General features: G+C 71.5%; 16 protein-coding genes. 5 read left to right on the top strand and 11 right to left on the bottom strand.

The features are described 5' to 3' along the window. Window positions 1-52 precede the first annotated feature (52 nt). From ACFVN3_RS16185 to ahcY, 4 genes are all read right to left on the bottom strand, one after another. Window positions 53-1,570, bottom strand: a complete 1,518-nt coding sequence (locus tag ACFVN3_RS16185) for a sensor histidine kinase (protein ID WP_378233948.1) — start codon at window positions 1,568-1,570, stop codon at window positions 53-55. A gap of 75 nt (window positions 1,571-1,645) precedes the next feature. After that, window positions 1,646-2,779 carry a hypothetical protein gene (locus tag ACFVN3_RS16180; protein WP_378233947.1) on the bottom strand — a complete coding sequence of 378 codons (1,134 nt, stop codon included), beginning with the start codon at window positions 2,777-2,779 and terminating at the stop codon, window positions 1,646-1,648. Window positions 2,780-2,815: 36 nt separating this feature from the next. Further along, window positions 2,816-3,421: a hypothetical protein gene (locus ACFVN3_RS16175; RefSeq protein WP_378233946.1), complete on the bottom strand. Its 606-nt coding sequence runs from the start codon at window positions 3,419-3,421 to the stop codon at window positions 2,816-2,818. Window positions 3,422-3,456: 35 nt separating this feature from the next. Beyond that, on the bottom strand, window positions 3,457-5,019 hold the full coding sequence (ahcY, locus tag ACFVN3_RS16170) for an adenosylhomocysteinase (RefSeq protein ID WP_378233944.1): 1,563 nt from the start codon (window positions 5,017-5,019) through the stop codon (window positions 3,457-3,459). 569 nt (window positions 5,020-5,588) lie between these two features. Between ahcY and ACFVN3_RS16165 the strand changes: the two genes are divergently transcribed. From ACFVN3_RS16165 to ACFVN3_RS16155, 3 genes are all read left to right on the top strand, one after another. After that, window positions 5,589-6,950, top strand: coding sequence for a glycine betaine/L-proline ABC transporter ATP-binding protein (locus tag ACFVN3_RS16165; protein WP_378233943.1), 1,362 nt, complete (start codon window positions 5,589-5,591; stop codon window positions 6,948-6,950). Further along, a complete protein-coding gene (locus ACFVN3_RS16160) occupies window positions 6,947-7,816 on the top strand; it encodes an ABC transporter permease (protein WP_378233942.1) in 870 nt (289 codons plus the stop codon). The genes ACFVN3_RS16165 and ACFVN3_RS16160 overlap by 4 nt, the downstream gene beginning before the upstream one ends. Window positions 7,817-7,919: 103 nt before the next feature. Then, window positions 7,920-8,876: a glycine betaine ABC transporter substrate-binding protein gene (locus ACFVN3_RS16155; RefSeq protein WP_378233941.1), complete on the top strand. Its 957-nt coding sequence runs from the start codon at window positions 7,920-7,922 to the stop codon at window positions 8,874-8,876. Between the two features lie 73 nt (window positions 8,877-8,949). On the opposite strand, the gene ACFVN3_RS16150 is transcribed toward ACFVN3_RS16155, so the two are convergent. The 5 genes from ACFVN3_RS16150 to ACFVN3_RS16130 all read right to left on the bottom strand — a co-directional run bounded on the left by ACFVN3_RS16150 (window position 8,950) and on the right by ACFVN3_RS16130 (window position 17,018). After that, on the bottom strand, window positions 8,950-9,696 hold the full coding sequence (locus ACFVN3_RS16150) for an ABC transporter ATP-binding protein (RefSeq protein ID WP_378233940.1): 747 nt from the start codon (window positions 9,694-9,696) through the stop codon (window positions 8,950-8,952). Continuing rightward, window positions 9,696-10,475 carry an ABC transporter permease gene (locus tag ACFVN3_RS16145; protein WP_378233939.1) on the bottom strand — a complete coding sequence of 260 codons (780 nt, stop codon included), beginning with the start codon at window positions 10,473-10,475 and terminating at the stop codon, window positions 9,696-9,698. The genes ACFVN3_RS16150 and ACFVN3_RS16145 overlap by 1 nt, the downstream gene beginning before the upstream one ends. Window positions 10,476-10,592: 117 nt before the next feature. Continuing rightward, complete coding sequence (locus tag ACFVN3_RS16140; RefSeq protein ID WP_378233938.1) at window positions 10,593-12,446, bottom strand: glycosyltransferase; 1,854 nt, start codon at window positions 12,444-12,446, stop codon at window positions 10,593-10,595. A gap of 112 nt (window positions 12,447-12,558) precedes the next feature. Further along, a complete protein-coding gene (locus tag ACFVN3_RS16135) occupies window positions 12,559-15,141 on the bottom strand; it encodes a CDP-glycerol glycerophosphotransferase family protein (protein ID WP_378233936.1) in 2,583 nt (860 codons plus the stop codon). Between the two features lie 26 nt (window positions 15,142-15,167). Next, on the bottom strand, window positions 15,168-17,018 hold the full coding sequence (locus ACFVN3_RS16130) for a glycosyltransferase (protein ID WP_378233935.1): 1,851 nt from the start codon (window positions 17,016-17,018) through the stop codon (window positions 15,168-15,170). 286 nt (window positions 17,019-17,304) lie between these two features. On the opposite strand from ACFVN3_RS16130, the gene ACFVN3_RS16125 reads away from it, so the two are divergent. Both ACFVN3_RS16125 and ACFVN3_RS16120 read left to right on the top strand, forming a co-directional pair. After that, window positions 17,305-18,861 carry a methyltransferase domain-containing protein gene (locus ACFVN3_RS16125; protein ID WP_378233934.1) on the top strand — a complete coding sequence of 519 codons (1,557 nt, stop codon included), beginning with the start codon at window positions 17,305-17,307 and terminating at the stop codon, window positions 18,859-18,861. A gap of 11 nt (window positions 18,862-18,872) precedes the next feature. After that, the gene (locus ACFVN3_RS16120) at window positions 18,873-19,130 is read left to right on the top strand and encodes a DUF6752 domain-containing protein (protein ID WP_378233932.1); all 258 of its coding nucleotides are present in this window, start codon (window positions 18,873-18,875) and stop codon (window positions 19,128-19,130) included. Window positions 19,131-19,442: 312 nt separating this feature from the next. Here the strand turns inward: ACFVN3_RS16120 and ACFVN3_RS16115 are convergent, their stop codons facing one another. Next, a complete protein-coding gene (locus tag ACFVN3_RS16115; RefSeq protein WP_378233931.1) occupies window positions 19,443-21,686 on the bottom strand; it encodes a hypothetical protein in 2,244 nt (747 codons plus the stop codon). Between the two features lie 210 nt (window positions 21,687-21,896). Continuing rightward, window positions 21,897-22,595 carry an NTP transferase domain-containing protein gene (locus ACFVN3_RS16110; protein ID WP_378233930.1) on the bottom strand — a complete coding sequence of 233 codons (699 nt, stop codon included), beginning with the start codon at window positions 22,593-22,595 and terminating at the stop codon, window positions 21,897-21,899. Between the last annotated feature and the right edge of the window lie 31 nt (window positions 22,596-22,626).

The following is a 22,626-nucleotide window of genomic DNA, read 5'->3' as shown; positions in this document are numbered from 1 at the left end:
GTGCCCGACGCCGTCCACACGTCCCGGCAGGACACGGTCGTCCGTGCGCACGTCAGACCCGCACGGGGAGGAGGACCGTGACGACGGTGGGGCCGCCGACCGGGCTCGTCAGCTCGAACGTGCCGTCCACGGAGCGCACGCGCTCCGCGAGGCCCGCGAGGCCGGACCGCTGGCCGTCGGAGCCGGGCTGCACGACGCGCGCGCCGCCCTGGCCGTCGTCACGCACCCGCAGGCGAAGGCGCGCCCCGCGGCCGCTGCCCTGCCGCTCGACAAGCACGTACACGCCCGTGGCGCGCGCGTGCTTGACCGCGTTGGTCACGAGCTCGGCGACGCAGAAGTACGCGATCGACTCCACGGCCGGCGCGAGCCGGCCCGACGCCTCGACGGCCGGGTCGACGTCGACCGTGACCGGGAGCGGCGAGCGCGCCGCGAGCGTCTCGAGCGCGACGGCGAGCCCGTTGTCGAGCGCGGGCGGGTGGATGCCGCGCGCGAGCTCGCGGAGCTCGACGAGCGCCTCCTTGGTCGACGAGTGCGCGAGGTCGACGAGCTCGAGCGCGTCGTCCGGGTCGCCGCCCGCCGCGAGCTGCTCCTTGGCCTCCCCGAGCTGCATCGCGACGGCGACCAGGCGGGCCTGCGTGCCGTCGTGCAGGTCGCGCTCGATGCGCCGCAGCTTCGCGTCGGCGTCCTCGACGGTGCGGCCGCGCGACTCCTCGAGGTCGGCGACGCGCAGGCTCGAGAGGGTCGGGCCGAGCAGCGCCACGGTGAGCGCGCGGAAGAGCTGCGCGAAGCCCCGCGTGATCTGCGCCCAGAGCCAGAGGAAGAGCAGGCCGACGACGACGAGGCCGAGCTGCCGCACCGGGGTGTCGACGAACCAGTCCGTGCCGAACGACGCGCCACGGTGCCACGACCCGTCGCTCGCCTGCTGCAGCGGGAGCCAGCGCGACCAGATCCAGTGCGTCATCCCGCCCAGCCCGACGGCGAGGAACACCGTGCTCACGACGAACGACACGATCGCGAGGGGGAACGTGACGAGGAGGAAGAGCACGGCCCGCCAGCCGGTCCCGTCGCCGATGCCGCTCCACAGCGTGCTCCAGAACCCGCGGCGCCGGACGTACGGCGCGGGGGCGGCGACGTCGATGCCGAGCGCCGAGCGCGCCAGGGACCGGTACATCGAGCCCCAGCCTCGCCCGCCGACCACGACCCAGCCCGCGACGACGAGGCCGAGGACCGGCACCAGCATCGCCACGAGGAAGACCACCGCGAACAGCCCGTACGTGAACGCGAACGGCGCGAGGAGGATCGCGAGCCACAGGTACCCGTACGCGCGCCACGTCTGCCGGTGGAACGGCGCGCTCGCGAACGCCACCCGCTCGCGGTGGTCGACGTACCGCGGGTCGGGCTGCGTGCCGGCGAACGTCGTCGCGTCCGCCCCGACGTTCGCGGCCGGGGCGTTCGAGGTCGCGGCGACGCCCGACGGAGGTGCGGTCGGAGCCGGTCCCGGGGTCGGGGTGCCCGACGTCGGGCCGTCCGCGGGCACGACGCTCGGCTGGTCAGGGGTCACGGCAGTCATGGTGCCAGTCTCGGCGAGCCGCGGTCACGACGACAGGGTGGCGTCCGCCCGACCGGGGTGGGGACAACCCCCGTGTCACGCCGTGGCGGTGGCCTTCCCCGTCGCCTCCGTGGCCCGCGGGGCGTCGGTGCCCGGCGGGACCGCCGCGCCACGCCGACGCCGTACCGCGGCCCGCACGGCAGGCCACAGCAGCACGCCCGCGAGCAGGACGACGCCGACGACCGCGAGCCACCACCCGTCGACGCGCAGCGGGCCGAGGAGCCGGTCGTACACGACGCCCGTCGCGTTCTGGGCCACCGCCGGCGGCAGCGCCTCGAGGTACTTCGCGCGACCGAGCGCGATCGCGCCGACGAGCACGAGCCCCGCCGCCGTCCAGGTCCCCGCGACGAGCGCCACCCCCCGCCTCCGGGCCGGCGCGACCCACACCGCGAGCGCGGCGAGCCCGACGACGACCCACGGCAGCCAGGCCGCCGCGCGCCCCAGCCACACGACCCCGGTCTGCACGACCGTGACCTGCGGGAACTGGCCGAGCGTGAGCTGCGGGTCGAGCGCGGGGATGCGCTCGGCGAACGAGAAGCCGCGCTGCTGGAGCGCGGTGCGCACCTGGTCCACGACAGGCCCCAGGGAGAGCCGGACGACGCCGTCCTCGGAGGCGCGGACGACGTCGCCCTCCCCCGTGACGACGTACACGACCGCCCGGTGGCCGGTCCGGTTGACCTGCTCCCACGCGACGGCGAAGGCCTGCGAGCCCACGACCCGTTCCACGACGCCACGGACGAGCCGTTCCACCTGGTCGTAGAGCAGGGGGGCGAGCGCCGCCGCGGCGGCCTCGGACCGCTGCGTCGCCTGGTCCGAGAGGATCGGGCGTCGCTCCGGGTCGATCGACGCCGCGAGACCGTCCAGGGCGCTCGCCGTCATCGACTCGACGTCGATCCTCGACATCACCTGGTCGGTGACGGTGTCGACGACCTGGGCCTGCACCGACTCGTCGGAGGCGAGGGGACGCACGATCGCGACGTAGCGCTCCGTGTCCAGGAGGGTGCCGTCGGCGTACCGTGCCACGAGCGCGGCGATCGCGAGGACCCCGCTGAGCAGCAGGAGGAGCCCTCCGGCGGTCCAGCGCACCCAGCGCGGCACCGCGCGCCGCCCGCCCGACCCCGCCTCCGCGGTCGCACCCGGCGCACGCTCGACCGCGACCTCGGCGCTCATCGGGCGTCCGCGGGCACGGTCGGCCCGGGGCGCGCCTCAGTGCAGCAGGTACTTGACGGCGATGACGATCCCACCGAAGGCTGCCGCGAGCGCGGTCTCCCCGACGAGCCGACCGCCCCGCGCTCCCGCGCGGAACGCGGCGAGGAAGCCGACGACGCCCAGCAGCACGACGGTGAACCACACCGCGACGAGCGCGGCGGCCTCCGCGTCGAGCCCGAAGGCATAGGCGAGCAGGTAGACCGCGATCCCGGGAACCGCACCGAGCAACACCCCCACGTTGAGCCGAAGAGCCGTGAGGGTACGGTCCCACAGGGAGTGCCCGCTGTCGTGGAAGCGCCCGCTGACCGCGTCGACGTAGCAGTGCGCGAGCCAGTAGCCGACCGCCACGAGCGAGGTCGCGAGCACGACGCGGTCCCCGCTCGGGGCGTGCACGCTCGAGACGGCCATGACGAAGCCGGCGACGATCGCGCCGTACAGGAGGTCGTGCGGCGGCTCGCGCTCCCAGCGGTCGCCCACCCGGTGCCACAGGGGCCGGACGCGGCCCGGCGGCGGGCTGTCGGGCCCGTCGACCTGCCCCGTCGTGCCCTCGCCCGGGGCGGGCGGGGGCACGACGGGGCCGCGCTCGTCGGACGACGGTTCCATGCGGCCTCCTCGTGGCGCGAGCGGGTCGTCGGCGCTCAGTAGCGGTAGTGCTCGGGCTTGTACGGGCCATCGACCGGGACGCCGAGGTAGTCGGCCTGGGACGGCGAGAGCTCGGTGAGCCGCACGCCGAGCGCGTCGAGGTGCAGGCGGGCCACCTTCTCGTCGAGCACCTTGGGCAGGCGGTAGACCTGGCGGGCGTACGACCGCTCGCGGCCCTCGCGCGCTGCGTCGGTCGCGTCCTGGAACAGCTCGATCTGGCCGATCACCTGGTTGGAGAACGAGTTGCTCATGACGAACGACGGGTGGCCGGTCGCGTTGCCGAGGTTGAGCAGGCGCCCCTCGGACAGCACGACGATCGAGCGGCCCGCGGGCTGTCCGCCCGGTCCGGGCTCGGCGAACGTCCACTCGTGGACCTGCGCCTTGATCTCGGTGCGGGAGACGCCCGACACCTCGGCGAGGCCCGCCATGTCGATCTCGTTGTCGAAGTGGCCGATGTTGCCGACGACCGCCTTGTCCTTCATCGCGACGAGGTGCTCGGCGCGGATCACGTCCTTGTTGCCCGTGGTCGTGATGAAGAAGTCGGCCTCCCCGAGCACGTCCTCGATCCGGGCGACCTGGTAGCCGTCCATCGCGGCCTGGAGCGCGCAGATCGGGTCGACCTCGGACACGATGACGCGCGCACCCTGGCCGCGGAACGCCTCGGCCGCGCCCTTGCCGACGTCGCCGTACCCCGCGACGAACGCGACCTTGCCGCCCATGAGGACGTCGGTCGCGCGGTTGATGCCGTCGGGCAGCGAGTGGCGGATGCCGTACTTGTTGTCGAACTTCGACTTGGTGACCGAGTCGTTGACGTTGATCGCCGGGAAGAGCAGCTCGCCGGCCTCGGCGAGCTGGTACAGGCGGTGCACGCCCGTCGTCGTCTCCTCGGTGACGCCCTGGATCGCCTGGGCGATGGTCGTCCAGCGCAGCGGGTCCGCCTCGAGCGCGCGGCGCAGCACGGCGCGGACGACGTTCATCTCGTGCGTGTGGTCGGGCTCGCCCGGCAGGGTGTCGGGCGGGACGACGCCCGCGCGCTCGTACTGGAGCCCGAGGTGGACGAGCATCGTGGCGTCGCCGCCGTCGTCGAGGATGAGGTTCGGCGACTCGTCGCCGGGCCACACGAGGATCTGCTCGGTGCAGTCCCAGTACTCCTCGAGGCTCTCGCCCTTCCACGCGAAGACGGGCACGCCCTGCGGGTCCTCGGGCGTCCCGTGCGGCCCGACGACGACGGCGGCCGCGGCCTCGTCCTGCGTGGAGAAGATGTTGCAGCTCGCCCAGCGCACCTGCGCCCCGAGCGCGACCAGCGTCTCGATGAGGACCGCGGTCTGGACGGTCATGTGGAGCGACCCGGCGATCCGGGCCCCGGCGAGCGGCTGCGACTCCCCGTACTCGGCGCGCAGCGCCATGAGGCCGGGCATCTCGTGCTCGGCGAGGCGGAGCTGGTGGCGGCCCGCCTCCGCGAGGGACAGGTCGCGGACCTTGTAGCGGCCGGGGACCTCGTCGAAGCCGGGGGTGGCTCCCGGGGTGCCGGTCGTCGGGGCGGGCGCTGTGGTGGACATGGTTCTCCTGTGCGTTCTCGGGGCCGGTCGGACCGGTGGTGCCGGCCGGTCCGGTGGTCGGCCGGTGGCTGCGCTGGGGGCTCCCGTCCGCGCCGGACGGGACCGCGGCCCGCCCGGTCCCAGCCTACCGACGCCGACGCCGGCCAGGCCCGGCGAGCGACGCGCCCGGCGCGGGTCGCACCGTTCGTCCGGCGCGCGCGCCCGGGCGCGCGCGTAACACGAATGCTTGACCATCTCAAGATCACAAAGGGATAACGATCTGCGATCGTTCGTCATCCGCGCCGTTGCAACGATGCTCGGTCAAGAATCGTCCTGGAACAGCCCCTGATCCAGGACCCCTAGGTAGAAGTTGGACCTCGAATCAGGCAGGGTGCTGGAGTACCGATTGACGTCGGACCAGCATGTGGCCCGCTGCGCGCCGAGCGCGGAGGTCGCCCCCGGGCGCCCGACCGCGACGCGATCAGGGGCCACGTGCCGCGCTCCCGAGACGCCGCCGCCGGACCCCTCTGGCGCCGTCCTCGCGCGGGGCGTGCCGGTCCCCCGCACGGAAGGTGGCGAGACCCGCCCGCATGACTGCCCCCAGCATCACCCCGCCAGACAGCACCACCGCAGTACCCGAGCAGGCCGAGCCGAGCACGACGGCCGCCGACGTCGCCGTCTCCGTCCGCGACGTCTACAAGGTCTTCGGCCGCCGCCCGGTCGAGGCGATCCGCCGGCTCGAGCAGGGCGCGTCCCGCGACGACGTCAAGGCGCTCGGCACCGCCGCGGTCATCGACGCGAGCTTCGAGGTCCGTCGTGGCGAGATCTTCGTCGTCATGGGACTCTCCGGATCGGGCAAGTCCACGCTCATCCGCATGCTCAACGGCCTGTGGAAGCCGACGGCCGGCCACGTGGTGGTCGGCGGGACCGACCTCGCGGCGACCGACGCGAAGCAGCTGCGCGCCCTGCGCCGCCGCAGCGTGAGCATGGTGTTCCAGCACTTCGCGCTCCTGCCGCACCGCACCGTGCTCGACAACGCCGCCTACCCGCTCGAGATCCAGGGCGTCGGCAAGGCCGAGCGCCGCGAGAAGGCCCGCACCGCCCTCGACCTCGTCGGGCTCGGCGGGTGGGAGGACTCGCTCCCCTCGCAGCTCTCCGGCGGGATGCGCCAGCGCGTCGGCCTCGCCCGCGCGCTCGCCGCCGACACCGACGTCCTGCTCATGGACGAGGCGTTCAGCGCGCTCGACCCGCTCATCCGGCGCGAGATGCAGGAGCAGCTCCTCGACCTCCAGCAGCGCCTCGGCAAGACGATCGTCTTCATCACCCACGACCTCAACGAGGCCATGCACCTCGGCGACCGCATCGCCGTCATGCGTGACGGGCGGATCGTCCAGATCGGCACCGCCGAGCAGATCCTGTCCGACCCCGCGAACGACTACGTCGCCCAGTTCGTCGCCGACGTCGACCGCACGCGCGTCCTCACGGCCTCGTCGGTCATGGTGCGTCCGGCGGTCGTCGTGCCCGTGAGCGGCGGGCCGCGCCAGGCGAGCCGCGCGATGCGCGAGGCGCAGGTGTCGGCCGCGTACGTCGTCGACCGCCAGCGCGTGCTGCACGGCGTCGTGCGCGACGACGACGCCGTGGCCGCGCTCAAGGCCGGCCAGGAGTCCATCGCCGACCTCGTGCACGACGGCGTCGCCCCGGTCTCCCCGGACACGCCCCTCGCGGAGATCTTCGCCCCGGCCGCCGAGTCGTCGCTCCCGGTGCCCGTGACCGACGCCGAGGGCCGCCTCGTGGGCGTCGTCCCGCGCGTCACCCTGCTCGAGGCCATGGTCCCGCCGGACCAGCCGCGCACCGGCGAGATCGACCTCGGTGCGCACGCCCCCGTGACCGACGCGCCCGTGGAGGACACGCCCGTGAACGGTGCGCCCGCGATCGAGGGGGGTGCCGCGTGAACGACACCCTGGTCCCCCGCATCCCGCTCGGTGAGTGGGTCGACACGTTCGTCGACTGGATGACGACGACCTTCCGGCCGCTCTTCCGCTTCGTCAAGGACGTCCTCGTCGGCGTCTACGACGGCCTCGACGCCGTCCTGTCGAGCCCGCCGTTCTGGGTCGTCGCGCTCGCGCTCGCGCTGCTCGCGCTCCTCGCCAAGGGCTGGAAGCTCGCACTGGGCTCGCTCGTCGGGTTCGTCGTCATCGCGGGCGTCGACCAGTGGGACAACGCGATGGACACCCTCGCGCTCGTCCTGCTGTCGGCCGCCCTGGCCCTCGTCGTCGCGATCCCGGTCGGCATCTGGGCCGCGCGCAACGACCGCGTCTCCGCCGTCGTGCGGCCGGTCCTCGACTTCATGCAGACCATGCCGGCGTTCGTCTACCTCATCCCGACCGTCGTCATCTTCCTCACCGGCCCCGTGCCCGGGATCATCGCGACGATCATCTTCGCCATGGCCCCCGGCGTCCGGTTCACCGAGCTCGGCATCCGGCAGGTGGACAAGGAGGTCGTCGAGGCCGGCCAGGCGTTCGGCTCGACCCCGGGCCGCATCCTGCGGCAGATCCAGCTCCCGCTCGCGCTCCCGACCATCATGGCGGGCGTCAACCAGGTCATCATGCTGTCGCTCTCCATGGTCGTCATCGCGGGCATGGTCGGCGCCGGCGGCCTCGGCAACGACGTCGTCGCCGCGCTCCAGCGCGTCAACGTCGCGCTCGGCTTCGAGGCCGGCCTCGCCGTCGTCATCCTCGCGATGTTCCTCGACCGCGTGACCTCGGCCCTCGGCGACCGCGCGCCCGTCTCGCGCGCCCTCGCCGCAGCGCGCGTCTGAGGCGCGTCCGCACCGTGCCCGGCCGCAGCGCCGGGAAGCCGCCCGCCGCACCCCCGGCGTCGGGCAACACCGACCGGGTCCCCCGGACCCAGGGAAGGACAGCATGACCCCCGCACGTACCCGCACCACCCGTCGCACGGCCCGCCGCTCCGCCGCCGTCGCCGCGACCGCCGTCCTCGGCCTCGCCCTCACCGCCTGCGCCTCCGACTCCGGTTCCGGCGGCTCGGACGGCGGCTCGGACGGCGGCTCCACCGGCGAGGACGAGACGTCGATCTCCATCGGCATCCCCTCCGGGTGGGACGAGGGCATCGCCGTCTCCCACCTGTGGACGGCGATCCTCGAGGAGGAGGGCTACGACGTCTCCTCCCAGACCGCCGACGTCGGCGTCATCTACACCGGCCTCGCCGGCGGCGACTTCGACGTCACGCTCGACGTCTGGCTGCCCTACACGCACGCCTCGTACGAGAAGGAGTACGGCGACGAGGTCACCGACCTCGGCTACTGGTACGACGACGCGAAGCTCACCATCGCGGTGAACGAGGACTCGCCCGCGCAGTCGCTCGAGGACCTCGCCGGCATGGCCGACGAGTACGGCAACAAGCTCGTCGGGATCGAGGCCGGCGCCGGGCTCACCGAGATCACCCAGGACCAGGTCGTCCCGACCTACGGGCTCGAGGGCATGGACTACTCCATCTCCTCGACCCCCGCGATGCTCGCGGAGCTCAAGGGCGCGACCGACGCCGGCGAGAACATCGCCGTCACGCTGTGGCGCCCGCACTGGGCCTACGACGAGTTCCCCGTCCGCGACCTCGAGGACCCCGAGGGTGCGCTCGGCGAGGCCGAGAAGATCCACATGTGGGGCTCGTCCGACTTCGAGGAGCGCTACCCGACGCTCACCAAGCTGTTCGGCGCGTTCACGCTGGACGACGAGCAGCTCTTCTCGCTCGAGAACATGATGTTCAACTCCGACGAGTACGCCGACGAGGCCGAGGCCGTCCAGGCGTGGCTCGAGGCGAACCCGACGTTCGTCGACGACCTCAAGGAGTCCGCGGGCGTCTGACGCCCCGCTGCGTCACGACGACGAGGGCCGGCCACCTTGCGGTGGGCCGGCCCTCGTCGTCGTGCACGGTGTGTCAGCCTTCCTTGGCGTACTGCTCCAGGACGGCGTCGAGCGGACCGTCAGCGCGAAGCTCGCCGCCACGAAGGTAGAGGCCCCGCTCGCAGAAGCGCTTGAGATCACCGTTGTTGTGCGAGACGAGGAACAGCGTCCGCCCCGCCTCGAGCAGCTCGTCGATGCGCTTGTAGCACTTCTCGCGAAACGCCTTGTCGCCCACGGCGAGCACCTCGTCGACCAGCAGGATCGGACCGTCGAGCTGGGAGACCACCGAGAAGGCCAGGCGGACCTGCATCCCGGACGAGTAGTGGCGGTACGGGGAGTCGAGGAACTTGTGGATCTCGGCGAAGTCCACGATCTCGTCGAACTTCTCGTCGATGTGCTTCTTCGACATGCCGTGCAGCCCGGCAGCGAGGTAGATGTTCTCGCGTCCCGTGAGGTCGGGGACGAACCCTCCGGTGATCTCGATGAGCGGGGAGACGTCCGCACGGACCGTCGCGCTGCCCTCGTCCGGGATCAGCACGCCCGTGACGACCTTGAGCAGCGTGGACTTGCCCTGGCCGTTGCGCCCGATGACGCCGATCGCCTCGCCGGGCGACACGTCGAACGACACGTCGCGCAGCGCCCAGAACGCGTCGCGGGACGCACCCTTGTCGCCACGAAGGATCATCTGCCGAAGACCGGCGCTGCGCCGCCCCCGGTTGAACTGCACACCCACGTCCTTGACCGAGATGATCGGGTCAGGCAGGCCCGCCAGCTTCACCATCACAGCTCCTTCAGCACGGCGCGCTCGCTCCGCGCGAAGACGATCCATCCCACGACGAGCGTGAGCACCGAGACGCCGCCGGCGATCGCGATCGCGTCCCAGTGCACGACCTCCGGGAAGAAGCCCGCCCGGAAGGCGGCGATGATGCCGGTCATGGGGTTGAGCAGGTAGAGCATCTTCAACGCCTCCGGGATCACGGCGTTGTAGACGTCCTGGAGCCCGTACAGGATCGGCGAGGCGTAGAACAGGACGCGCATCGCGACCCGGATGAGCGGATCGATGTCCCGCAGCAGGACCTCGAGCGGGGACAGCAGCAGCCCGAGACCGGCGAGCAGGACGAGCTGCATCACGATGCCGAGCGGGAACAGCCAGAGGTGCGCGTTGACCTCGGGCGGGTAGAAGAGCAGGAAGACCGCCAGCACGGGGAGGGAGAAGCCGAACTCGACCGTCTTCGAGAGCACGACGCGCATGACCCAGACCTCGCGCGGCAGGCGGGTCGAGCGGACGAGCCGAGAGTCCTGACGCAGGGCGCGTGCGCTGTCGCCGACGCAGTTCTGGAACCACGTCCACGGCAGCAGCGCGGCGAGCAGGAAGATGATGTACGGCTCCTCGCCCATGGGGCGCGGGAAGATCTTCGTGAAGACGAACCAGTACACCGCCGCCATGAGCAGCGGGTCCAGGATCGACCAGAAGTACCCGAGCAGCGAGTCCGCGTACCGGACCTTGAGGTCGCGGCGGACCAGCAGGCCCAGCACGGAGCGCGCCCTCCACAGCGTCATCGGCCGGTTCGTGGCCGCGAGGACGCCCGATTCACTCACTTGTTCCTCCACGTGCTCGACACCCGACGGCCGAGACCGACGCACACCCTATCCCGGCCGGGAAGCCCGGCGGCGCGCTCAGTCATCACCGTCGACGATGCCGATCGTCGCGCGCCACGCGGCCGGCGCGACGAGCGCCTCCGCCTGGTCTCGGTACGCCTTCTGGATCTCGGGCCAGCGACGCTTGAGCTCTCGGTGCAGCGAGATCGACTCCCACCACAGACGAAGGAACGCGCGTCGGTCGCGCACGTACCAGCTCCCCGTCCGGTCCTCCCCGGCGAGCACGAGGACGCTGTCGTACTTCGGCAGCACCCACCACACACCCTGTCGCCGGTCGAGCTGCGCGTCGGGTCGGCGGCGCTTCTCTGCGCGTACCGGGACGAGCACCTGCCGCACCACGGCCCGGAGGGTGAAGACGGCGAGCGCGACGCCCCGCGGACCCCGCTCCTGGCGTCCGAGGGTCACGTCGGCGTGCACGGCCGCCGGTGCCGGGTTCTCGACCGTGTACGTCCGCGCCTCGCCGAAGTCCTTGGACAGCGCCCGCAGCTCGCCCAGCCGCGTCGCCATCGTGGCGTGCAGCAGCGCCGGGCCTCGCAGCACGTCACGGATCGCCGTGTTCCGGAGCGTGGTCGCGTAGTACTGCATCGACAGGAGGTGCTTCAGGTTGAGCCTGCTGCTGTCGGCGAGCAGCGCACCGCCGCCCTCCTCGACGGAGTGGAGGAGGCCCGAGACGATCCGGTTGCGCGCGTGGAAGTACGCCTGCCAGTCGATCGCGTCGTCCTTGTCCTGCCAGGTGATGTGCCAGAGCGCCACACCGGGCAGGGAGACCGTCGGGACGCCCGCCGACTTGGCGCGCAGACCGTACTCGGCGTCGTCCCACTTGATGAAGTAGGGCATGGACAGCCCGATCTCGCGAACGACCGCCGTCGGGATCAGGCACATCCACCAGCCGTTGTAGTCCGCGCGCGGACGCCGGTGCAACCAGCGGGTCGCCCGGAGCGACTCGTCGGAGAAGTCGACCAGACGGTGGTCAGGGTCCGCGGGGCCCCACATGAAGTTCGACTGCTGCACGATCTCGCTCACGGCGTGCAGGTTCGTCGGACGGTACATGTCGAACATGTGACCGCCGACGATCGTCGGCCGCGAGCACGCGTCCGCGAAGCGCACCGCGCGGAAGATGCTCTCGGGCTCGATCGCGACGTCGTCGTCCAGGAGCATCACGTGCGTCGACCCGGCTGCCGTCGCCTCGATCATGCCGCGCGAGAACCCGCCCGAGCCGCCGAGGTTGGGCTGGTCGACGATGTGCAGCCGCCCGCCCAGACCCTGCTCTGCCTCGGAGAAGCCGGCCTCGGCAGCGACCTTCTGCGTGCCCTGGTCGACGACGACGACCCCGTCGAGGACCGCGAGCACGTCCTCGTCCCCGGCGAGAGCACCGAGCGTGCGGACGCAGAAGTCGGGCTTGTTGAAGGTCGTGACGGCTACCGTCACGGTGCCGTCCGCAGGGGCGCCGTCCACCTCCCAGTGCCCCGAGGTGAGCTCCACGTCGGACGACGCCGTGAGCTCGAACCAGCACCAGCCGCCGTCGGCCGTGCCGGCCGTCGGGACGGTGAGCCGCAGCGTCTGCGTGCCGTCGAACCGTACGGCGTCGAGCCGGGAGGCGTGCCCGCGGGCGTCGGTGCGCACGACGCGGACCTGCCCGCGCCCGGCGAGCTCGAGGACGACCGTGACCGACTCGAAGGACGTGTTGGCCGCCCAGTGCATGAGCGGGAAGGCGTTGAAGTACGAGGCGAACGACACCTCGCTGCCCGCCACGAGGTGGGCCGACCGTCGCGAGACGACGTCGATCGACGACGTCGCGCCGCGTGGGCTCTCGACATAGAGCGGAAGCTTGTCCAGGTCCGTGGGAAAGACGATGTGCTGGACGGTGGTCACAGGCTGGCCTCACTCAGGGGATGGGTAGGAGGGGTGAATGCTCGCGCCGAGCGGCGTTCGGGACGGAAGCGTACCCGTCCGGCACGGCGTGCCCGGCACGACAGGACGTCGTTCACACGTTGTCCGAGCGACGTTCACCCTCCCGCCGTTCAAGACCCGTGACCTGCAGGAACTGGTCCAGCGCCCGCGCGTTGTAGACGTCAGGGTCGAAGGGCCGCGTCGGGACCTCCCCGGCCATGAAACGCGACATCCCCTCGGCCAGCGCCTCCGCCGAGAGATCGACCACGAGCCCCTCGTCCTCCTCCAGCGCGCCCGCGACGGAGCCGAACCGCGTCGACACGATCGGCAGCCCGAGGACCTTCGCCTCCAGGAAGACCATCGGCTGGCCCTCGTAGTCGCTCGAGAGCACGAAGCAGTCGGCCGCGGCCATGAGGGAGAAGGGGTTCGGCTGCATGCCGGTGAAGACGACGTGCTCCGAGACGCCCAGCTCCGAGGCCGTCGCCACGAGCGTCCCCATCAGCGGACCGCCGCCCACGATCACCAGCCTGACGTTGTGCTTCGCGCGGACCTGCGCGAACGCGCGCAGCAACCGGTCGTGGTTCTTCTCGGGCGAGAGCCGACCCACCGTCACGAACGTCTTGTCGTAGCTCGACGACGAGGCGAGCAGCTTGCGGACCTGGGCCTGGCGCACGACCTCTTCGACGCCACCCAACGTCTCGAGCTGGTCGAGGACCTCGGCGACGCCGCGCGTCATCTGCCCGGCGGGAACCGTCAGAGGACGGTCGATCACCCGATCGGTGTCGCCCCATCCCGCGAGGCGGATGTTCTGCGGGTCGATCAGGTTCTCGGCCGAGACGAACTTCTCGACGTCGGCGAACCGGGAGAGGTTCTCGCGGTTCAGCTCGGCGAGCGCCCCCGACACCGAGACCAGGGCGTCGAAGTACTTGTAGAGAGAGAAGACGGCGCGGAGGTTCGCCGCGTGCACCCGGCGACCTTCCACGGCGCGCTCCGCGTCGGCGACCAGGTCGTTGTGCAGCCAGATGAGCTTCTTGCCGCTGGGCGCGGCCAGCAGGATGCTCGGCCAGAGGGCGGCGTACCCGCTGAAGTCCACGATCGCGTCGAACCGGCTCGACCCGAAGCACCTGGCCCACTCGTCCTCGAAGATCGGACGGACGGCCGCGTGATCGACGACCTCGTGGCGGCGGTGCTCGCCGTCCGCGGTCGCCAGCCGCCGTGAACGGTAGCGCTTCGATCCGTTGATGCCCCCGACCCGGGGGAAGAGCCGGACGTGTCCCGGGATCTCCGCCTCCAGCTCACGCTCCTGCGCGTTCCCGGGAGAGGCGTAGAAGACGGAGACGTCGAAGCGGTCGGGGTCGAGGTTGCGGAGCAGGTTCATCGCCGAGGAGTTGATCCCGTTGCGCAACAGGCCGCCGATGTAGACCAGGACCGACGTCCGGTCGTCCTCGCTGATGTCGCGCAGAAGATCCGACCGCTTGCCGCGGAAGACGGCGTCGACGACGCGCGCGCTCGCCCGGCCGTCGTCCCAGGGGGCGAACCGGTCCCGCGCCGCCTGACGGCTGGCCGCGTACGGGTCCTGCCCGGCCAGCGTCTCTCGGACCGTCCGCCCGAGCTCGGCCGGGGTCTCCACGGTCGGGCCGGGCAGCTCGTCGGGAGTCATGTAGAGCCCACGCGCCCCGCCGTACTCCGCGGAGTCGGGCGTGAAGTACACGATCGGACGGTCCAGGGGCAGGAAGTCGAAGAAGATGCTCGAGTAGTCCGTGACCAGCAGGTCGCTGATCCCGAGCACCTCGTTGGCCGGGATCTCGTTCGGCACGACGAGCCCGGCCGCACCGGGCGTCCCCGCGACATGGTGGTAGGCGGCCTGGTGGACCTTCAGGAGCACGACGTGCTCGGCGGGGTCGAGCTCCGCCTGGACCTGACGCACCACCTCGAGCAGCTGCGCCGTCTGGTCCGCGGGGCTGTAGAAGGAGCCGCGCCAGGTGGGGGCGTACAGCACGATCCGCCGGTCGCCCACCGCGATGCCCGCGTCCTCGAGCGCGGTCCGCGTCCGAGCGCGCGACCGCTCGTCGAAGCTGACGTCGATCCGGGGCTGCCCGCTCTCGAGCAGGGACCCGCGGTAGATGCCGCGCAGACGGTACGCCTTCTCGTACATGACCTCCGACATGAACGGGCTCGGCGAGAGGAGATGGTCGGCCATCACGAAGTTCCGGATGATGTTGCGCGTGTCCGGTCCACCCCGTGGGATGTCGTAGCCCATCGCCTTCAGCGGCGTGCCGTGCCAGGTGTTCACGTAGGTCTGCCCGGCCCGCTTCGAGAACTGGTACGGGAACGTCGCGTTGTTGACGAGGTACTGCGAGGTCGCCAGGGCCCGGTAGTACGCCTTCGACTCGTAGAGCACGAACTCGACAGGTCTGCCGGCGTACTCGCGACGCGCCGTGTTGATCTTCTCCTGGTCGTCGAGCACCCAGATGTGCCGGAGGTGCCCCAGGTCAGGGGCAGCCTGAAGTTCCTCGAAGAGCGCTCGGGGGTTGCAGAGCATCCCCCGGCCCGAGTACGCCTCGTAGAGGACGGTGCCCGTGCGGATCGGACGTTCGCGCCAGAAGGCGTGAAGCTCGAAGTCCATCGCGCGCTTGTACCGCTCGGTGGTGTCTTGCCGGAATCGTGCGAAATCCAACGTGGCTCCTGGCTGCCCTCGATCGGTCAGTTCATCGTCGGCGACTCTCGCCGAGAACGCGGGTCGGCGACGGTTCGGGTGACCAGTGCACGCAGCTCCTCGCCCGCCGTCACGTTCCACGCGCGCGGGTCGAGGACAGGGCCGTTCTCGTGATGCAGCGTGCCGAGCATCGCCTCGGCGAGAGATCCTACCTCGCGCGGCACCACGATCCCCGAACCCTGCGGCAGCACACCGGCGACCGACGGGAAGTCGGCGGCGATCACGGGGACACCCAGAGCTCGCGCCTCGAGGATCACCATGGGCGCCCCCTCGTGGCTGCTCGCGAGCACGAGGCAGGAGCTCCGGGCGACCCGGTCGAGCGCGTCCTCGACGTGGCCGGCGATCGTCACGGCGTCGTCGAGGCCCAGGTCCGCCACGAGATCCTCGAGCTCCCTGCGCTCCGGTCCGTCTCCGAGAAGCAGGAGCCGAGTCGACCTCTCGACGTCGTGGACGCGACGAAACGCCGCGACGACGAGCGCGTGGCCCTTCTCGGGAGAGAGGCGTCCCACGCTCACGAACGTGCGCGGAGCTCCCGGTGCGGGCGCGTCGTCCGGGCGGCGGAGCACCAGCAGCTCGGCGGCGGGCAGCATGTTGCGGACCGACACGAAACGCGCGTCTCCGGCGAACCGCGCCAGGTCCTGCGCGTTGAGCCGCGCGAGCGGCTCGGACACGGAGACCAGATCCTGGTAGCCGGAGTACGTGGAGAAGACGGCGAGGAGCCGCTCGCGGTTGGGCTGCCTGCCCTCGACGTACTTGTGCGCGTCCGTCCACAGCTGGTTGTGCAGCCAGACGGACCTCCGTGAGGGTGCGCGGCTGAGCAGCATCGCCCAGTACGGTCCGTAGCCCTCGAAGTTCAGGACGTGGTCGAACTGCGCCTTGCCGAAGACCCGATGCCACTCACGGTCGAAGAGCCCCTCGACCGCGGGCCTGTCGGCGCCGGGGCCGTCCACCCCGTGTCGTTCGAAGGCAGCGCGTACACGCTCCTCGGACCCACGGAGGCCCGGTGGGCCGCCCCAGGGGATCAGGCGGACGCGGCGGTCGACCGCCGCGAGCGCGGGCCGAGGACAGTCGGCCGGGTAGACCACGGTGACGTCGTAGGCCTCGTGGTCGATCTCTCGGGTGAGGTTGAGCGCCGACGTGGTGATGCCGTTGGCGTGGAACGGGCCGAGGTACAGCAGCACGCGAGGTCGCGACCCGGGCGGTGTCGGGTGCGGGCCCGACGACCCCGGACGCGACTCGTCGACCAGCACACGGGCGACCGTCTCGGCGTCGGTCTCCCCGGCGAGCCGCCGGGTGTCCAGGTCCAGGAGCTCGGCCGCGTGCGGAGCGCCGAGCCTGATCTCACCACCGGTCAGCCGCGCGAGGTGCTCCGCATCCTGCTGGACGACCACGTCGCAGTGCAGGAGCGTCCGGACCATCGCCGCGACGTGGTCCGCGGGGCCCGCGTCGCCGTCGTCGCGGTCCCAGCTCGAGCGCGCGTCCCAGGTGAGGGCCACGCGCTGGCCGACGCGTCCGCGGTAGAACGCCGGCAGCGGGCGGTCGAGCAGCACGAGCCCGGCGCGACCGAGCGAGACGTTCCCGACCAGTCGACGCACGCGACCCGCGCGGGTGTCGTCCAGGACGACCACGCGCGACCGGGGCGCAGCGATCCGGAGCGCGCCGACGAGCTCGTCGACCGGCACCACCGACTCCCCGAGACCGGACGTCGCGACGACGACCAGCCGTCGATCGAGCGGGGTGCGCCGCGCCGCGCGGAACAGGGCGGCTCCCGCTCCCCCCGTCGCCGCGCGTACGCGGACGAGGACCGATCGGACGACCCGGCGAACCGGTTCAAGCACGTGCGACTCCTCGATGCGTACGTTGCCTCTGGGGCTCCTGGACTCGGAGAGGACGATCCTACTGTCGACCGCACGGTGCGTTCGGGACCGTCGCGGTGGCCCCGGTAGGCCGCTCCTCACCGGAACCACCCGTGTCCGCCACGGCGGCGACAACCCTTCGGCGCGGCCGGAGCCTTGGTGTTGGACGATCGTTCATCTCGCGTTCTGCGCTACGTGCCTTGCCGTACACTGACGTGAGTTTCTGCAGTGCCAGCCAGAGTTGGGTGAGTGAAGCACGGTCATGCGCTTGATCGCTCCTGTCAAGTCCGAGGCCCTCGCCGCAGACTCGTCGGGGCTCCGGCTGCCCCGCGGCATCCGCCACTCGTCCGACTCGATCGACGTCCTGCTCGACGGCGAGAGGGTGTGGTCGTTCGTCCCGGGCCGGACGGAGTCGCGCGCACCGGTCGTCCCGTGGCCTGCCGTGCTCCAGCCCTACCTGGTTGGCCGTGCCCGTGTGACGGTCGCCGAGTCCTCCACGGGCGGCACGCTGTGCTCCGCCGAGGTGGCGTTCAGCGCAGACACCCGCCGCGTCGACGTGTCCGACCCGCAAGGACGGCGGCTCGCGGTCAACAAGTGGGGCCACCTGGGTCGGACGATCGAGGGGAGCGAAGGGCTCGCCGACAGGATCCTCGACCGGGTGGACGAGCTCCTCGCGGTCACGACCGGGCTCGGGCTGCGGCCGTTCGTCGTCGGCGGAACTCTCCTCGGCGCGGTGCGCGCGGGCAGCCTCCTCCCCCATGACGACGACGCCGACCTCGCCTACCTGTCCGAGCACTCCAACCCGGCCGACGTGGCCCTCGAGAACTCGCGCATCGCCGCCTCGCTCCGCGGGCTCGGGTTCGAGGTCGTCCGTCACTCGAACGCTCACCTGCAGATCGTCTTCCGCCGACCCGACGGTGAGCTGGACTGCTATGTCGACCTCTTCGCGGCGTTCTTCACCGACGGAGTGCTCAACCAGCCGTTCCACGTGCGGGGAGCGATGGCTCGCAGCGAGCTCACGCCCTTCAGCACCGTGACGATCGACGGACGTCGGTACCCCGCGCCCGCGGACACGAACGCCTGGCTCACGCTCAACTACGACGCCCAGTGGCGCACGCCCCAGCCCGGGTACCGGCTCGCGACCCCGGTGTCGACGAGCCGCCGGTTCCGCAACTGGTTCGGCGCCTACAACTTCCAGCGAGAGTTCTGGACCGCCCGGTACGAGGCGTCGGTCACCGCGCAGCCGGACGATCCGGACCTGCGGGCGACGGTGCGGCTCGCGCAGGACGCCCCGGCCGGAAGCCGGGTCGTCGAGCTCGGGTGCGGGACGGGCGGTCAGGCCGCGAGGCTGGCGGAGCTCGGCTTCGCGGTCACCGCCGTGGACTACTGCGACGCCGCACTGACGATCGCACGGCAGCGTCGGGGCGCGCCTGTCACGTGGCGCACGATCAACCTGATCGACACCCGGGACTCCGCCCAGCTCTTGGTCCTCGCCGGCTCCGAGCCGACACCCGTGCACCTGGTGGCGACCCACCTCGTGGAGAGGGTCGGCCACCATGCGCGAGCGCAGGTCTGGCGCCTCGTGCGGGCACTGGTACGACGCGGAGGGACGATGACGTTCCTCTTCGACACCCGCCCCGCGCCGGACGTGCAGTTCGCCGACCCCACCACCTGGCACCTGACCGTCGCCGAGGTCGAGCGCGAGCTCGCGGCGCACGGGCTCCGTGTCGGCGAGATCGAGCACCTGACGGAGAGCGGACGCGACCAGCAGCGACGCCCCGTGATCGTGCGGATCACCAGCTCTGACGACCGTCACGACCACTGAACGGACAACCCATGCCCCACCGACTTTCCCGAACCCTGGACGGCGCGCGCCGCCGGACGAGCCAGCTCACCCGCCGGATCTGGCCGGGCGCCGCGTCCCTCAGGGCGGAGGTCGACGACCTCCGCCGCACGATCGTCGACCTCCAGGCAGAGATCGACGAGGTGCGACGCGACAACGTCCGCATCGTCGAGCTGACCGACATCGTCGAGAACCACCTGGTGGACGGGAGCGCCGCCGGACGTCCGGAGCCCGCTCGCTCAGGAGACTGAGCCCGGCATCCGCGGCAGGAACGGCCGGGCCGGGCTCGTCGACGACCAGGACGCAACGTGGTCGCGGACGTCGAAGGGCGGGCGCGTCGTCGCCCTCCTGCGTGCGCATGGTCATGCCGCGCTGCCCCGCCCGCAACCACCGCCCCGGTCAACGCCTTGCCGCAACCCTCCACCGAGTGCAGGGCATCACTCGGTGACCTCGACCTGGTCGGGCGCGTGGTCGGCCCTCGACCCGACGACCGGCTCGGAGCTCGCGTCGCCAACCCAGCGTCGGACATCCGACTCTTCTCCGGCATCCTCCGACAGAACGGCCTAGCCGGCAGACCCCGCGGGCCGACGACGACGGACCGCCGCCAGCACGCCCCAGAGGATCGTGCCCAGCACCGCCGCGCCCATCGCCGCGAGACTGGCGGACCAGCCCGCGGGCGCGAACCGTACGACGACCGTCTTTCCGTCGTCGGCACCGGAGACCTCGGCGGTCAGGAGGAAGTCACGGGTCGGCGCGGCCTCGACGGCGTTCTCGAAGCTGTACCCCGGCCAGTTGAGCCGGGAGAAGACGATCGATCCGCCGTCCGCGGGAGCCTCGTCGACGCGGAAGGTCACGCTCGTCTTCGTCACGCGAACGTCCGAGACCTCGACCCCGTCGTCGAGCGCGACGATGCCGCCGGCAGTGGGGACGGGGACGTCACGCGTCCACACGCGCACGTACTCGCCGGCCCACTGCTCGTGCCAGCCGGCCGGGGGCTCGGCGCTCACGAAGGGGTTCTCCGGTCCGTCCGTGGTGACGTCGTCCCGCCTGCTGATCGCGATCGAGTTCACCGAGAGGAGATCGACCAGGGGCAGGCCCGTCGTCTCGTCGACCTCGAAGAGCTTCTCGAGCGACTCGAAGCACGACGTCCCCGGGGCGTACTTGGTGCAGATCGCCTCGCGGTAGGCGGCGTGCGCCACCGGGCTGTAGACGTTCTGCACGTCGGCGTCGTTGAGGTACCAGAGGTTCGCGAAGAGCAGCTCGTCCCAGGGCGCTCCCGCCTTGCGGGGATCGCCGACGACGAAGACGTCGCCCTCGACGCCCTCCAGCGCCGACGCGTAGGCAGCGGTCGAGGTCGGCACGTCGACCTTGCGGAACGGCGAGCTGGGGAGGTAGTGGTGCTGGACCACGGTGAGCAGCAAGGTGACGAGGACGAACGTGCCCGCGACGGTCCGCTGCCACGTGGAACCCGCCCTCGCCGCCGTACGCGCGATGACGAGCACGCCGGCCAGCCCGAGCGCTGCGGCCAGCGCATAGGCCTTCCACCAGCTGGGCGTCTCGGCGAGCGAGAGGAAGAAGCCGAGCCCGTAGAGCGAGATCGCGGCGACGCGCCGTCCACGGGTGAACGCGAACGACCCCTTGCTCAGCATGAGGACCGTGACGGCGATGAGGCACAGCGCGACGTAGGGAAGCATGCGACCGGGGAACCGGAGCGGACCCATCATGCTCGGCCCGAAGACGATCACCGAGACCAGCGCGGCGAACACCCAGATCGCGATCGTCCCCCGCGCGAAGCGGCGCGGTTCCGGCAGCCGCACGAACACGAGGAGCGGCAGGAGCCACGAGACGTAGAGCAGCGGAGCCGGCGTCGGCACGCTCCAGAAGCCGTCCATCCACGGACGGGACGTCGCGATCCACGAGGTGAGGAGGCCCGACACCTCGGGGGCGACGAAGTTGTCGTTGGCGATGGCGCTCCCGGACCTCGCGGTGACCGACGCCGTGAGGAGGCTGGGAAGGTGGACCGCGACCGCGACGAGCCCGATGAGGCATCCCGCCACGAGGAGCCGCACCGTGGCAGCGCGACGGACGACGAAGAACTCGACGAGAAGCGAGACGATCAGGAGCGCGAGCGCGATCGTGCCGTGGACGTAGCCGATGCTGACGACCAGGTACCCGGCGATGACCGCCGGCACGGGGCCCCCTGTGCCCTGCGCCAGTCGCCGCAGCGTCAGCCACGCCCACGGCAGGAGGCAGAACGCGAAGAGTCCGGTCACCCACGACGTCGAGTCCATGTAGGCGGTGAAGCCGGCCAAGGGGGTGGAGACGCCGGCGGCCAGTGCCCAGACCCGGCTGGCACCGTAGTTCCTCACGAGGAGGTAGACGCCCAGCGCCCCGACGCAGATGAAGAAGAGCTTGAGCGCGGTGGTGAACACCACGGCGTCGGCCGACGCCCGCGCGAGCAGTCCGATGACGAGCGTGACCGGGCTGAACGTCCCCCACTGCCCCTCGGCGACGTAGTTCCCGGCCATCCATCGCGACGGCTCGAAATACGGGATCGTGCCGTGGCGGAGCTGCTCGCCGATCGACCACCAGACGCCGAAGGCGCCGTTCTGCGTGTCGTCCGCGAAGTAGAACCGAGGGTCGAACAGGACCGGCACGAGAGCGATGACGAGGACCGCCAGGACGGTCGACCCCGCCCACAGGACCCCGGCCCGCCGTCCCCGGTCGTCCGCCGTCGTCGAACCTCGGTTCACGGTGCTGTCAGCCGCGGGGCCCTGCGGTCCCGTCGTCGCTTCGAGCGTGCTCATGCGTTCCACCCAACATCTGTCGTCCCGACGGACGGAGGCGGACGGTCCTCGTTGCGGCCCGTCCGGCCGGCAGGGGCGATCCACCCCGCGCACCGGACGGGACCCCCGCCCCCTGCTCGCTCCATCGTTCTTGCGCTGTCCTCGATCCGGGAGCCGAGACTACCAGCGGCCCCGGCAGGAGCGGACGACTCGCATCGCCCGGGGCCCGCCTCAGAGGAACTCGTTCGCCCGCTCGAGGTCCTCGGCGAAGTCGACCTCGACCGCGTAGAGGTCCGAGACGTCCACGGGGACGACCTGCAGGCCGTCCTTCTCGATCGCGACCTCAATGCCACGCTCGAAGTAGTCCTGGTCGCCGACCTCGGCGAGTCGCGTCACCAGCGCGGCCTTGTCGGCCGGGGCGACGAAGTTGATGCCGACCGCCTCGCCGAGCGCGCCCTGGACGGTCTTCGAGAGCTCGTCGATCCGCCCGTCGGCGTCGACGGTGTACTTGACCTCCTCGTCGCCGACCGCCGCGGTGTTGACGCTGACGAACGACTGCCCGGACTCGATGTACGACTTGAGCCGTTCGAGCACCCGAGGGTCGAAGACGACGTCGCCGTTCATCCACAGGACGCCTCGCTCACCGGTGAGCCGCAGCGCCTTGAGCAGGCTCTTGGAGGTGTTCGTCTGGTCGTAGATCTCGTTGTAGGCGAACGCGACGTCGGGCGCCGCCTCGAGGATCTGCTCGAGCTTGAACCCGACCACGACGAGAACCTGGACGTCACGGCCGAAGGCCCCGCGCACGTTGCCGAGCTGCTGAGCGAGGATCGTGCGTCCGTCCTTCAGCTCGGTCAGCGGCTTCGGGAACGGCCGTCCGAGGCGGGTTCCCATCCCGGCGGCCAGGATGACGACCTGGGGCGCGTTGCTCACGGTGTGTCCTTTCGTCTCTCGCTCCGGCTCG

Origin of the sequence: Cellulosimicrobium sp. NPDC057862, from assembly GCF_042797035.1 — a bacterium.
GTDB lineage: Bacteria > Actinomycetota > Actinomycetes > Actinomycetales > Cellulomonadaceae > Cellulosimicrobium.
Note: the sequence above shows the minus strand (reverse complement) of the source record. Positions and strands in the feature narration are given on the sequence as shown.